At 67.0% G+C, this 12869-nt stretch carries 13 protein-coding genes, 1 tRNA gene and 1 pseudogene; 8 read left to right on the top strand and 7 right to left on the bottom strand.

Features of this window, described 5'->3' with window-relative positions; all coding sequences use genetic code 11:
• Nucleotides 1-152: 152 nt before the first annotated feature.
• Nucleotides 153-1226, top strand: a complete 1074-nt coding sequence (gene dndA / locus NON19_RS18635) for a cysteine desulfurase DndA (RefSeq protein WP_372514183.1) — start codon at nucleotides 153-155, stop codon at nucleotides 1224-1226.
• Nucleotides 1227-1231: 5 nt separating this feature from the next.
• Here the strand turns inward: dndA and NON19_RS18630 are convergent, their stop codons facing one another.
• Entirely contained in the window at nucleotides 1232-2668 is a 1437-nt protein-coding gene (locus NON19_RS18630; RefSeq protein ID WP_255929498.1) for a DNA phosphorothioation-associated putative methyltransferase, read from the bottom strand.
• Between the two features lie 231 nt (nucleotides 2669-2899).
• Complete coding sequence (locus NON19_RS18625; protein WP_255929497.1) at nucleotides 2900-4168, bottom strand: restriction endonuclease; 1269 nt, start codon at nucleotides 4166-4168, stop codon at nucleotides 2900-2902.
• Nucleotides 4169-4746: 578 nt separating this feature from the next.
• Here NON19_RS18625 and NON19_RS18620 point away from each other — a divergent pair.
• Entirely contained in the window at nucleotides 4747-5073 is a 327-nt protein-coding gene (locus NON19_RS18620; protein ID WP_255929495.1) for a hypothetical protein, read from the top strand.
• A gap of 1216 nt (nucleotides 5074-6289) precedes the next feature.
• Here NON19_RS18620 and NON19_RS18615 read toward each other — a convergent pair.
• Together NON19_RS18615 and soxR are read right to left on the bottom strand one after the other, a co-directional pair.
• Nucleotides 6290-6363, bottom strand: a tRNA-Pro gene (locus NON19_RS18615).
• A 120-nt stretch (nucleotides 6364-6483) separates the two neighbouring features.
• A complete protein-coding gene (gene soxR / locus NON19_RS18610; RefSeq protein ID WP_255929493.1) occupies nucleotides 6484-6954 on the bottom strand; it encodes a redox-sensitive transcriptional activator SoxR in 471 nt (156 codons plus the stop codon).
• Nucleotides 6955-7019: 65 nt separating this feature from the next.
• Between soxR and NON19_RS18605 the strand changes: the two genes are divergently transcribed.
• From NON19_RS18605 to NON19_RS18585, 5 genes are all read left to right on the top strand, one after another.
• On the top strand, nucleotides 7020-7718 hold the full coding sequence (locus NON19_RS18605; protein WP_255929491.1) for a thiamine pyrophosphate-binding protein: 699 nt from the start codon (nucleotides 7020-7022) through the stop codon (nucleotides 7716-7718).
• 59 nt (nucleotides 7719-7777) lie between these two features.
• The gene (locus NON19_RS18600) at nucleotides 7778-8677 is read left to right on the top strand and encodes a transketolase family protein (RefSeq protein ID WP_255929489.1); all 900 of its coding nucleotides are present in this window, start codon (nucleotides 7778-7780) and stop codon (nucleotides 8675-8677) included.
• A gap of 325 nt (nucleotides 8678-9002) precedes the next feature.
• Nucleotides 9003-9368 (top strand): peptidoglycan-binding domain-containing protein, encoded by a 366-nt coding sequence (locus NON19_RS18595; RefSeq protein ID WP_255929487.1) that lies wholly within the window; start codon nucleotides 9003-9005, stop codon nucleotides 9366-9368.
• 153 nt (nucleotides 9369-9521) lie between these two features.
• Nucleotides 9522-10733: a sensor histidine kinase gene (locus tag NON19_RS18590; protein WP_255929485.1), complete on the top strand. Its 1212-nt coding sequence runs from the start codon at nucleotides 9522-9524 to the stop codon at nucleotides 10731-10733.
• Between the two features lie 45 nt (nucleotides 10734-10778).
• Complete coding sequence (locus NON19_RS18585; protein WP_255929483.1) at nucleotides 10779-11498, top strand: response regulator; 720 nt, start codon at nucleotides 10779-10781, stop codon at nucleotides 11496-11498.
• Here NON19_RS18585 and NON19_RS18580 read toward each other — a convergent pair.
• Nucleotides 11495-11701 (bottom strand): hypothetical protein, encoded by a 207-nt coding sequence (locus NON19_RS18580; RefSeq protein WP_255929510.1) that lies wholly within the window; start codon nucleotides 11699-11701, stop codon nucleotides 11495-11497. The two genes, NON19_RS18585 and NON19_RS18580, sit on opposite strands and share 4 nt — an antisense overlap.
• A 149-nt stretch (nucleotides 11702-11850) precedes the next feature.
• On the opposite strand from NON19_RS18580, the gene NON19_RS18575 reads away from it, so the two are divergent.
• Nucleotides 11851-12066: a hypothetical protein gene (locus NON19_RS18575; protein ID WP_255929509.1), complete on the top strand. Its 216-nt coding sequence runs from the start codon at nucleotides 11851-11853 to the stop codon at nucleotides 12064-12066.
• A gap of 18 nt (nucleotides 12067-12084) precedes the next feature.
• Here NON19_RS18575 and NON19_RS18570 read toward each other — a convergent pair.
• A pseudogene (locus tag NON19_RS18570) lies at nucleotides 12085-12189 on the bottom strand (hypothetical protein); the annotation flags it as partial.
• 203 nt (nucleotides 12190-12392) lie between these two features.
• Nucleotides 12393-12857 (bottom strand): universal stress protein, encoded by a 465-nt coding sequence (locus NON19_RS18565; RefSeq protein WP_255929507.1) that lies wholly within the window; start codon nucleotides 12855-12857, stop codon nucleotides 12393-12395.
• Between the last annotated feature and the right edge of the window lie 12 nt (nucleotides 12858-12869).

The raw sequence follows: 12869 nt of genomic DNA, 5'->3' as shown, positions 1-12869 counted from the left end.
AGCTCAGCAGCCGGGTGAAGACCAGGTAGAGCAGACGTAGCCACACAGCATGAGATCCTTCCCGGCGCGCGTTGCTCTATCCATCGCTGCTGGTCACCGGGCCAAGCCGAGTTCTGGAACCCGACAGGGTCGCTGATGTCGTCCTGCACTGGATGACCGAAGACTTCGGCAACGCCGGCAGCCGCACTCACGAGTACGGTGCCCGTGCCAAGAAGGCGGTCCAGCAAGCCCGTTCCTTCCTCGCGAGCACCGTGGGCGCCAAGACCGAGGAAGTGATCTTCACCAGCGGGGCCACGGAGTCCAACAACATCGCCCTGCTTGGCCTCGCCCCGTTCGGTGAGCGCACCGGCCGGAAGCACATCATCACGTCGGCGATCGAGCACAAGGCCGTCCTGGAGCCCCTGTTGCACCTCGCGGAGAACCGCGGCTTCGCCGTGGACTTTCTTGAGCCGGGCCCGTCCGGCCGTATCACCGTCGAGCAGGTGATAGAGCGCCTGCGCCCCGACACGCTCGCGGTGTCTCTGATGCACGTCAACAACGAGACCGGCGTCATCCAACCGGTCGCCGAGTTGGCCGAACGTCTGCGGGCCACGCCTACTTACCTGCACGTGGACGCCGCTCAGGGATACGGCAAGATCGCCGATGACCTGTCCGCGCCAATCGACCTGATCAGCATCAGCGGTCACAAGATCGGCGCGCCGAAGGGGGTCGGAGCGCTCATTACACGACGTCGCGGCTGGGAGAAGGTGCCGCTGGAACCGATCATGTTCGGCGGCGGCCAGGAGAGGAAGCTGCGCCCCGGCACCCTCCCCGTCCCTCTGATCATGGGCCTTTATGAGGCCGCGAAGATCTTCCACGAGAGCCGGGACAACTGGGAACGCGACGCGCGAGCGATGCGCGAGCAGATCTTGGAAGCACTCGGCAAGACACGCTTCCGCCTCAACGGAGATCAGGCACACACCGTGCCGCACATCCTCAACGTCTCCTTCGACCAGCTCAACGCTGAAGCACTGATCGTCCGGCTCAAGGACCAGGTTGCCATTGCAACAGGGTCTGCGTGCACCAGCGCCTCCTACACCCCTAGCCACGTGCTCCAGGCGATGGGCCTTCCCGACGACGTAGCCGCAAATGGGCTGCGGTTTTCCTGGTTCCCTCCGCAGGCAAGGGACTTCGACCCGCTGCCCATTGCCGAGACCATCGCCCGCATGCAACCTCAGGAAGGCTGACCAGCCTACGCCTCGGTGCGACGCACCAGGCGGTGCCCGCGCAGCTCCCGGCCGCACCTGACGAGCTCGGCCTCCCAGCCGTTCTCGGTCCCGATCAGGTGCGGCCGTTCATACAATCCCGCCCGCGTCTCAGATTCGGTCAACCGGCGATATCGCGGCACATCCGGATCATCCGGTGCCAGAAACTCGTGCTTGCGGTGCAGCAACGGCCGGTTCGCCGAACTCTCATAGGAGAGATGGGATGCCTGAAACGTCTGCAGGTCCACCATGTAGGAAGATCGAATCCGCGGATGCGGGTCTTTGTCAAAGTCCGGGTAGTCCAGCCACGACACCGCTCGCCCTTGGTGCTTGAGCTTTGCCACTGTCCACTGCTCCGGGCGACCGGCAGCAATCGAAGCGCAGTGCTCGTACAAGCGCAAAACCGTCGGGATCCGCTCCAGCGTACGTCGATGCACATACAGCGCCGTCGGTGTCACCTTGCCTGCAACGGAGGCGTTCATGGCATTGCGCACATATCCGTCGTCGCGGAGCTTGAACAACAGCCGGTCAGCCCGCTGGCACGCCTCCTTGTAGGAGCTGAAGAACGTACGTACGTCCTGCTGTAGCCCCACTGGCAGACTGCCAAACGGTCCACGGCCGTTGAAGAGCTCCACCGCCAGGTAGAGCAACGTGTTCAGCGTCGATCGCTTAGCCCCCGCAGCGGCCCGCTCAGGATCAGCACCATCCCGCACCAGACGCTTGACCTCACCGGGGCGCAGATGAGCCAACAGCTGCGCAACGGTCCGCGGCATCTCCTCAATCCGCGGCGGACGTCCCCTACGCTCGAAGAAGTCCGCCACCGCACTCACCGCCGAGGCAGTGTCCTCGGAAGCAAGCCACTCGGCATCTGGGATCACACGCTGCGCCAGATAGCTCAGCCGGGCGCCCTCGTCCCGGAACGCGTAGACGACCCCTGGCGCAGCCGCCACCACCCGCGCGCCGGTCACCTGCTCCACGTACTCCCGCAGCTCACTCGCGGCATATAGATGCTGAAACGTCTGCAGGCTCGTCAGCAGGCCGTCACCGAACTCCTGACCGTGGACCTTTGACTTCTCCCATGTCAGGCGGGCTGAGACCACCAAAAGCGTCGAGGCCAGCTCCCACGCCTGCTCCAAGGTCTGCCGACGCTCTACCGGATCCTCGATCACGTTCAACACATACGTCAGCAACACCACGTCGTTGGCGCCCAGTTGTGTGTCAGAGCGGTAATACGGATCCCACCCCGTCACCTGGCAGTCCAGTTGCTGCAAAGCTCTGACATCGTCACCACGGCCACAGCCGTAGTCGAGGATCGTCCGCTCAGGTACCAACTGGCCGTCCGCCAGCGCCTGACGCGCGGGCACCGACAGCGTCATCCGCCCAATCGCCGTCCGCCGACGCTCACTACCCCAGATTTGCTGCATAACAGACACCTGCGTCCAGGTAACGACACCATGAACAGGGTAGAAGACGTTGGACCGGCCCACCCACGCAACGACAAAGATGCTCCCAAAGTGCCAATAGGCGGCTGTCTGGCAGTTGGACGGTTGTTACGCACGCTGGCCGGTCCTTGCGACGGTAAACGTAGCCTGGCTATGAGCGCACGCGAGGGGTGTAGCACTTGACGCTCGCCGCCGCGTCTGCCACCGCGGGAGCTATCGGGATGCGGCAGGCCTCTTTATGTGACTGAGCCACTTCTCGACCAGTGTCGCTTGAGTAGGGGTAAGCCCCGCCAGGGAACCATCCTGGAGTTTTTTGCGCAGATCCGTCCTTGTGAGGGACCTGGATAGTTCCTCGATTTCCCGGGCACCCACGATACGGCTTAGAAATAGCTCGAGGAGGAAGCTTGAATCTGGGTATTCCAGCAATTTTCGACCAGCCAGGGTCAAGTTCATGTGGTCATTCTCAACATCCACTAGACCCAGGGAAACCAGGACACGCGACCGTCGACGGGCCTCATCGGGGCGCGTAATAGCAGGAAACCGCTCCTGGAATTTTGCGACGTAGTCGTCCCAGCTCGGCTGACCGTCGGCAAGGTCCGTCATAGAAACGATGCAGTCCAAAAGATCCTTGCCTCGATCCGATGGCATCTTCTCGATGTAGTAGCGCGGCTGAGCATTTTGAGGCGGCCGGGAGGAGCTTCCTTGAATGGGGCTACCAGCCTTGCCTGTAATAGTTGCCAATGCCTCCAAATCGAGGGAAAGGAGGGAAAGACGCGACGCCTGGACGCCAATGCCGTGCTCAGTTAGCAAATCAGTCAACAACCGGCCATCGATCAGGTGAATTGGAGTGAGAGCATCATCCAAGGCCTCCTTGGGAGCATCCTTAGTGTACTTTCCAGTGGTCACGATAATCCCTTGCGTGCCGGCCCTCAGCGTGCCCCTGAGTTCTCTAACCTCCTTGACTGTTACCGGTTTCGACCAGCGCTTCACCTGAATCGCGGTAGGTACTGTCATAACGGCGCCTGCAACGAGAGTGGCTCGGACGTCAACGCCACCATCCTTAGATCTTCTAGTGACCTTTACATCTTCGTATCTCATCGCAGTGAACAAATCAGCCACGATGTGCTCGAATACTTCCGGAGGAACTTCTCGCAATTGCTTCAGCAGCTGCTCTTTGACTTGCTCATTTTCTTGTTCAATGGCCAGCTCCGCTCGGTTGCCGGGAGGGCGGAGGCGAATGGACCTCCCGGACATTGAAAAGCGCTGTCGATAACCCCGCGCCGAACGCAATCTGTCATCTCTCAACAACGCTTCAAGCAACTGCTCTTGCGCGAGGGTGCTGCTGGCAATCTGTTCGTCGCCCAATTCCGTGAGAATCCGGTCAAACTCCAGAGGACCCCCACTGTGGTCACGGAGGACTTCGTAGACCTTGTGAGCGGTGAGCTGTCCAGGAGTGGCGAGAACTGTGAAGGCGGAGTCCATCGGAGGTTTGCGTACCTTCTGTCAGGTTGGGCGCGTGTTGTCGGTGCGGCCGGCACATGAAGTAGAGGCAAGTGTCAGGAGCAAGCATGGCACTGAGGTCTGACAACCCACGGTGGGATCAAGGCATTTGGCCCCGCACCCAGCGGACAGCTGGTAGACGAGCAGTGGCTATCAAGACCTACCCATCCCCCTGACCAGCCAAGACGCCGCTGAAGCAGACGCCCTCCGGAGCCGTGTGCCATGAGCTGTCGGATCGGCGCAGGGTACTTGCTAGCACCCGTCGTTGATGGTCGTACGATCTGCTCACGCTCGTGATGGCACGGCGTGAAGCGGGAGGGGTTCATGAGGCTTTTCAGGTGGGGACTCGCAGCTGCGGCCGCAGGGGCGAGCGTGCTGGCCATGATTCCCGGCACAGTTCAGGCGGCACCGGCGGCTTTCGTCCGTTCCAAGCCGACCTGCACATATGGCGAGATCACCGGTTCCGGCAACTTGTACAAGATGCCGACCTCCACGAAGGCGGGGCAGAACCTGGTCACGTACACCACCGTGCGCAACGCCAAGTCGGCACCGCTGTCGGGGTGTTCTTCGACTACCAGATGGAGCCGCCGAGCAACCAGAAGGGCGCGGCACCGACTGTGTGGTGGAAGTTCAACGGCGGGTCGTGGCATCACTTGATCACGACCTGGTACCCGGCGACCAAGTCGTCCAACGCCCATTGGATCGGCGGCGACGCTGTCCTCGGAAACCTGCCCGGCTTCACCACCCGCACGTTGGAGATGACCGTCGACTATCCCGCCGGTGCGACGCCTGGGCCCTACGACAACAACCTCTGGATGGGGGCGAAGACTTGCGGATACCAGTTGCTGGGAGGGATCTCGGTCAGCACGGTGTACCTGCCGCGGTAGACCACTTGCTGGTCCCCGATACAGCAGCGAAATACAGCAACCTCCCCGACCGCAGCGACCCAACGCAGTTGTCACCGGCCGAGCGGCAACCTGTATGACCGCCGATGACCGTTCCCTCTACACATCGCCGGAGCCGTCGATCGCGCACACGTTTGCACCGAGAGACAGCCGAACCATGAACCGCACACAGCCCGACCAGCCCACGGACCCCACATTCAAACGACACCGTCGCTGTGACGACCAGAGACCCAGCGTTGACCGGCGAGGACCCTGCTTCTCATGTTCTGCTGCTCCTGCCGAGACTCGCACCTTCGGCCAAGCCTTATACCAGACCGTACGTCGCTTCGATCGTGACCACCCCCTCGCAAAACCGCAGCTCACGCCCATTCCCATCTGCCTGGTGCCCTGCTCAGGGCTCGAACCTGCGGCCAATGACGAATGAGGCTCGCCATCAGCAGCTCTGATGGGCCACCACTTCGCTCCACAGAGGCGACGTTCACATCATCGGCAGGACAGGCGTGAAGTCTAGCGACTACTCCTCACCCCTTGGACGACCAGGGCACCGGCGGCACGCCCAACGTGCGTGATCGACGACGACGGACTCCTCGCAGGCGAGTACGGCAACCAGTACTCTCGCGCGATGGACAGGTCCACTGATGCCCGTTCCCGAAGACGCATCCAATTGGGCGGCCGGTGGCCAACCGAAGGGCCCGATACCGCGCGAAGCGGCGTCCCACAGCGCTCCCATTGTGGGAGTGCCCCGTCTGCGGGGCGGCGCCAAGGGGCATTGCACCGACCTTACGGGATAGCGAGCGCCCTAGCGATGGCAGGCAAGGAGGGCTGACCTGCGGAATCAGGGAGTCGTGACCACTGGAGCCGCCCCGCAGCCCCCGCCCCATGGGGAGCACCCCACCCCGCTCCCTTGGCCAAAGGTCGGCCAGAAGCCACCAAGGGGCCTTTAGGCCTCTCGATGGCCGCTACATCAACATCATCCCGGGTGACCTCGCCGCCCACCGGTTGACGACGGCGCGCAACGCCCCCGTACCGCGCCCCACATCCACCCGACCGGGCGACGGACAAATCGCCCCCGATTGACACCACTTGAGGCTGGGAGCAAGAGCGCTCCCAGAGGGCTCCCCGTTCGCTCCCACCGCAAACACGACAAAGGCCGCTTCCGTTACTCACGGAAACGGCCTTCGACCTGCGGTTTCGCAAGTCGGGACGACAGGATTTGAACCTGCGACCCCTTGACCCCCAGTCAAGTGCGCTACCAAGCTGCGCCACGTCCCGGTGCTTGATCGGCTGGGGTTTCCCCGGCTGACCGCGCACGAGAACAATACCGCACTTCGGGTGGTGGCCGCTCGCACCCCGGGGGCCCGACATCTACCGTGGCCATGCAGACACACAGAGTCACCGTTGCTCGGGTGCCGGGTCTTCGCCCAGGAGGTAGCGGGCGCCGGGGCCGGTCTGGGCGGCCGTGTCGGCGGGGTTGTACAGGCGGCACCTGGTCAGTGACAGGCAGCCGCAGCCGATGCAGCCGGTGAGGCGGGTGCGCAGGCGTTCCAGGTCGGCGATCTGGGCGTCGATGCGGCGTTGCCAGGCGCGGGCGACCTGGGCCCACTCGGTGGCGTTGGGCGTGCGGTCGGCGGGGAGATCCGCCAGGGCCGCGCGGGCCTCGTCCAGGGTGAGGCCGACCTGCTGGGCGGCTCGGATGAAGGCGATGCGACGCAGCACGGCCCGCTTGTAGCGGCGCTGGCCGCCCGCGGTGCGTTCGGAGTGGATCAGGCCCAGTTCCTCGTAGTAGCGCAGCGCCGAGGTGGCCAGGCCGCTGCGGGCGGCGAGTTCGCCGATGGTCAGGCGATCGTGCGCGGTGAGCGACATGAGCCCGACAATAGCCGGTCAGCGCCGCTTGACTTCAAGTGAACTTGAAGTTGCACGATCTTCGCATGACTTCCACCAGCAGTGTTCATGACTTCACCGACCTTCCGCGGCTGATGTCGCTGATGACCGGCGACGAGAAGCACGGACCGGCCGCCACCTCCACGCTCGATGTGCTGTGGGTGCTCTACGACCGGGTGCTGCGGGTCTCTCCGCAGACCGCCGACGCCCCCGGCCGGGACCGGTTCCTGCTCTCCAAGGGGCACGGCCCGATGGCGTACTACGCCGTGCTCGCCGCCAAGGGGTTCATCCCGGAGGAATGGCTGGCGGGGTTCGGGGCGTACGAGTCGCCGCTCGGGTACCACCCGGACCGGACGCTCGTCCCCGGCGCCGAGATCGGCTCCGGGTCGCTCGGACACGGGCTGCCGCTCGCCGTGGGCACCGCGCTGGGGCTGAAGGCGCAGGGACTGCACGGCACCCGTACCTGGGTGCTGGTCGGCGACGCCGAGATGGACGAGGGCAGCAACCACGAAGCGGTCGCCTTCGCGGGCGCGGTCGGCCTGGAGGGGCTGCACGTGGTGGCCGTCGACAACTCGTCGGCCACCTACGGCTGGCGCGGCGGGCTCGCCTCGCGCTTCGAGGCGGAGGGCTGGTCGGCGCTCACCGTCGACGGGCGTGACCATGAGGCGCTGTACGAGGCGTTCACCACCGCGCACCCGGGCCGACCGCACGCCGTCGTCGCCCGCGTCGAGCCCAAGGACGCCTGACCACAACAGCCCCCACCTCAATTTTGCCCGCACAACCGTTAGTTGATGGGACATCAGCCATGGACACCATGCGTGAACGATTCGCCGCCGTCACCACCCGCCTTCTCGACGAGGATCCCCGGCTGGCCCTCGCCCTCGCGGTGATCTCCGGTGACCGGTTCAAGGACGCGGCCCGCGCCCACCCCGACCGGGTGATCGACGTCGGCATCCGCGAGCAGTTGCTGGTGGGCGTGGCCGGTGGGCTGGCGCTGGCCGGGATGCGGCCCATCGCGCACACCTTCGCCAGTTTCCTGGTCGAGCGGCCCTTCGAGCAGGTCAAGCTCGACCTCGGGCACCAGGGCGTCGGGGCGGTGCTGGTCAGCTCGGGCGGCTCGTACGACATCGCGTCCGGGGGACGTACCCATCAGGCGCCCGGGGATGTGGCGCTGCTCGACACCCTGGATGGGTGGACGGTCCACGTACCCGGCCATCCAGACGAGGCGGAGGCGCTGCTGCGGCATGCCGCAGCGGACGGTGACAACCGCGTCTACCTGCGGCTCACCGAACAGTCCAACCGTGAGCCGCTGCCGGTCTCCCCCGGACGCTTCCAGTTGCTGCGCGCCGGACGGTCCGGCGTGGTGCTGGCGGTCGGCCCCATGCTGGACGCGGTGCTGGAGGCGGTCGAGGGGCTGGACGTGACCGTGCTCTACGCCTCCACGGTGCGGCCGCTCGACGCGCACACGCTCCGCGCGGAGGTGCGGCGCGCCGAGGCGGCGGACGTGGTGCTGGTCGAGCCGTATCTGGCCGGTACCTCCGTGTCGTACGCCGCCGAGGCGCTGGCCGATGTGCCGCACCGCGTCCTGGGCCTGGGCACCGCCCGCGAGGAACTGCGGCGGTACGGGACGTGGCAGGAGCATGTCGCAGCGCACGGGCTGGACGCGGCGGGGTTGCGCGAGCGGATCAGCGGCTTCCTGAGGTGAGGGCAGGCGGGGCGCCGCCCGACGGCACGCCAACGCACGAGGCGCGCCCCCCACCACCGGGGAGTACCGGCCGCCGCATTCCTGGGGTGCGTCAGCGTGGCGGCGCGCCCCCTACCACCGGGGAGTACCCCGCGTACCACCTTGGTTGACCCCGTTCTTCCCACCACAGGCAGACGCCCCGCACCGCCCTGACCCCGTACGTTCCCTTTCGCAGGAAGCAGAGCGGCGGTCCACGGGCGCGGGGGATCCGCGGACCGCCGACCAGGCTCCGCGTCCGATCGTCCGCCCCCGAATCCCACTGGAGCCACGGAAAGGGACAACCACGGTGAACGGAAAGACACTCGCCACCCGGATCGGGCTGGTCGGCGCGGCCATCGGACTCGCGGTGGGCGCGTTCGCGGGCACGGCCAACGCCACCACCGTGGCGGGCTACGTCGGCTCGGGGCAGACCAACAACAGCCACGCGGTGTGGTGTGTGCAGAAGCTCATCGACGACTCCCCCGCGCCCTACACGACCCCGACCGACGGTGTGTTCGGCCCCGACACCGAGAACGCCATCGAGTCCTTCCAAGTGTGGGCGCACATCCGTCGGGACGGCATCGTCGGCCCGCAGACGGGAGACGCCCTGCTCACCAAGTTCCACGACTACTACGACAACTACTGCTACGGCTATCTGCCGACCACCTGGTAAGGAGCGGCACGCAGTAGCCGACACCGCAGTAGCCCACGCACACAGCAGGCTGTCCCGTGACCGAGGTTGGCGGTCACGGGACAGCCGTGTGGCATCCCCCACTACACCGCGGGAACGATGACGAGGCACGCCGAGCACATCTACGCTGCGCCGATGCACCTCGGCAAAGCGCTGGTCCGACGCCTGAACGAAGGCAACTCGCCGCTGTTCGACGTGCTGTTGGCGCTGTCCTGCGCACTGGTCAGCCTGCTGCTGGGCCATGAACGGCCGCCAGTCGGCTGGCGTCCGATGGACTGCACAGGCTATCTGCTGACCGGCCTGGTCAATCTGCTGGTCACCATGCGGCGGCGGGCTCCGGTGCTGACGTGTGTGGCTGTCTGCTGCGGTTGGGTGTGCTACATCGCGGCGGGATACTGGCCGGTCGTCAACAGCGTCGGCGCCCTGGTGGCGATCTACTCCGTGGCGACGAACCGTTCCGCCCGGGCGACGGTCTCCTGCGCGGCGCTGGCCGGGGCGGTGTGGATCTACGCGGGGCGGGCGGGCAGGCAGGACTCGGTGTCCACGGTGATCGCGCAGGCTGTGCTGTGGCCCGCGGTGATCTGCTACTTCGGCCGCGTCACCCGGCTCTCCGCGCAGCGCAACGTCCAACTCTCCCGTCTCACCGAGCGGTTGCGGGAGGAGCAACAAGAACGCGCCCGCCGCGCCGTGGCGGAGGAGCGGGTCAGGATCGCCCGCGAACTCCATGACGTGGTGGCCCACCACATGTCGGTGATCTCCGTCCAGTCGGGGTTGGCCCGCTACGTCTTCGGTTCCGAGCCGGACACCGCGCGCGGCGCGCTCGACACCATCGCCGCCACCAGCCATGAGGCGCTCCAGGAGATGCGTCGGCTGCTGGCGGTGCTGCGTCTCGGGCCCGAGGACGCCGACGAGCGGCAGCCGGAGACGGCCTTCGCTCCGGCCCCGGGCCTCGACCGGCTCGACGAACTGCTCGACCGCGTGCGCACGGCGGGCGTACCGGTGGAGTGCCGCACGACGGGCACGCCCCGCACCCTCACCCCGGCCGAGGAGTTGTGCGTCTTCCGGATCGTCCAGGAGGCGCTCACCAACGTCATCAAGCACGCGCAGCCAGCCCGGGCGAGCGTCACCATGGAGTTTGAGCCGCACCTGCTGAAGGTCACCGTCACGGACGACGGCCGCCCCCGGCCCGGCCACCCCGACGCGGCGCCCGGACACGGGTTGATAGGCATGCGTGAACGGGCCAGGATCTACGGGGGCACGCTGACCGCCGGTCCGCGGCCCACCGGGGGGTTCCAGGTCACGCTCACACTGCCGACCGCGGCGGCGCCGCCGTCGGCCGAGGTCTGAGCGGTGCGGATCGAGGTCTGAGCGGTGCGGATCAAGGGGGCGGGGATGACGAAGGTACTGGTGGTCGACGACCAGGACCTCATCAGAGCCGGTATCGCGGCACTGCTGCGCGCGGCACCGGGCATCGAGGCGGCGTACGAAGCCAAGGGCGGCGAGGAGGCCGTCGAACTCGCCGCCGCGCACCGACCGGATGTGATCCTCATGGACATCCGCATGCCGGGGGTCGACGGGATCACCGCCACCGAGCGGATCCTGGCCGAGGCGCCCGAACCACCGCCGCGCGTCCTGGTGTTGACCACGTTCGACCTCGACGAGTACGTCTACGCCGCGCTGCGGGCGGGGACGTGCGGTTTCCTCCTCAAAGACGCCGGCCCGGAGCGCCTGTTAGCCGCCGTGTCGACGGTGGCGGGCGGTGACATGCTCTTCGCACCGAGCGTCACCCGCCGCCTCATCGAGGCCTACGCGCCGCGGCGCAGCGCCCCGGTACCGGTTCCGGACGACCTTTCCACGCTCACCGGCCGCGAGCTCGAAGTCCTTCGCCTCGTCGCGAAAGGACTGTCCAACCAGGAGATCGCCGACCAACTCGTGGTCAGCGAAGGCACGGTCAAGACCCATGTCAACCGTCTGATGACCAAGCTCGGCCTGCGCAGCCGGGCCCAGGCCGTCGTGGCCGCCTACGAGACCGGGCTCGTCGTACCCCGTCAGCGCGGGGCGGCACCGCCGAACGACCCATGGCCGACGCGACCGAGCGACCGTTCCGGTTAGCGGCTCAGCGCACCCGTCCACGCGGCTTCAGCGGCCCGGGCGGATGGTCCCAGAGCGGGCAGGCCCTCGAACGGATCGCCGCCGAGCGGTACGAGGTCGGTCGCGGTGTCGGCGCGCAGTGGCAGTCCGGTTCGGCCGCAGCCGAGGTGGAGCAGCGAGCCGGGGACGAGCGGTACGTCGTCCACGATCGCGCCGTCCGACATGGTGAGCACCGGGTACTCGAAGGACGGATCTCGAAGGACAGATCGAGCGGCAACGTCACATCGGCACCGGCCTCCAGCAGCAGGTCCGCATCGGCCAGCGGGGGGGAACATCCGGCCGGGTCAGACGGCGCCCGTCCAGTTCGCCCGGGATGACGGTGGCGCAGGCCCGGGGCGGTGAGCACGGGCAGGGCGGTGTGGTGTTCGGTGGCGCGGTGGGCGTCGGCGGGCGGCCGTGCGCCCGCCCCGACGGCGAGCGCCACCCGCGGTTGGGCGCCGTGCAGGAAGCGGGCGTGCTGGCCCGGGAATCCTCGAAGTGCGCGATGCCCCGGTCCGGTGGTCATCAGGCCCAGCTCACCGGGGCGTAGGGTGCGCAGGCTCCCGAGGTTGCCGCGGTGCGGCACCTCGCCCGCGCGCAGCCGACGGACCGTCTGGAGGCCGCGATGTGCGGATGCGGCGGAGCCCGCATACCGGGTCCTTGGCGATGTCATCGGGGCCGTAGTGGTCGGCGAAGCACCGTGTGCCGAGCATGCGCCTGCCCAAGTCGGATAGCGGAGGCCGGACTTCGGTGCTCTCCGCCAGCAACGCCCGGCCCCTGGTGTGCAGTTCGCGCACCGGCTCGGCCGTGACGGCGGTGCGACCGCCGCTTGAGGGCCAGTTGGTACCCGCCTCCGCGGCGTGGCTCACGGCCGGTCTACGGGACGACGGTGACCGGCCAGCGGGCGGCCTTGACCAGCCGGACCGCCAGCGAGCCGATGATGCGGTGCCCCGCCTGTTCCGAGGCTCCGACGACCACGGCGTCGGCACGCAGATCGTCGGCGGCCTTGGCCAGCCCGGTGAACGGGTCCCCGGCGAAGGTGTGGAACTCCCAGCGCAGCGAGGCCGCCTCGCCCATCCGCTCGACCGCCTCCCGCACCTGCGCGACGATCTCCTCCGCGACCTTTGAGGTCGCCTCGGCCATCGGCACGCCGAGACCGGCCGAGCTGGCCATGACCATCGGCTGTACGTACACCATGGCGAGCAGGGACCGCTGCCGTCTGGCGAGGCCCGCGGCGTAGGCGGCCGCGCGCCATGAGGACTCGGAGCCGTCCACTCCGACCACTATCACCTTCGGGCCGTCCGTACCGAGCTCGAACGCTGACCCCGCGTCGTTCTCCATCACGCCTTGAGC

It is taken from the genome of Streptantibioticus rubrisoli (assembly GCF_024436055.1).
Classification (GTDB): Bacteria; Actinomycetota; Actinomycetes; order Streptomycetales; family Streptomycetaceae; genus Streptantibioticus_A; species Streptantibioticus_A rubrisoli.
Note: the sequence above shows the minus strand (reverse complement) of the source record. Positions and strands in the feature narration are given on the sequence as shown.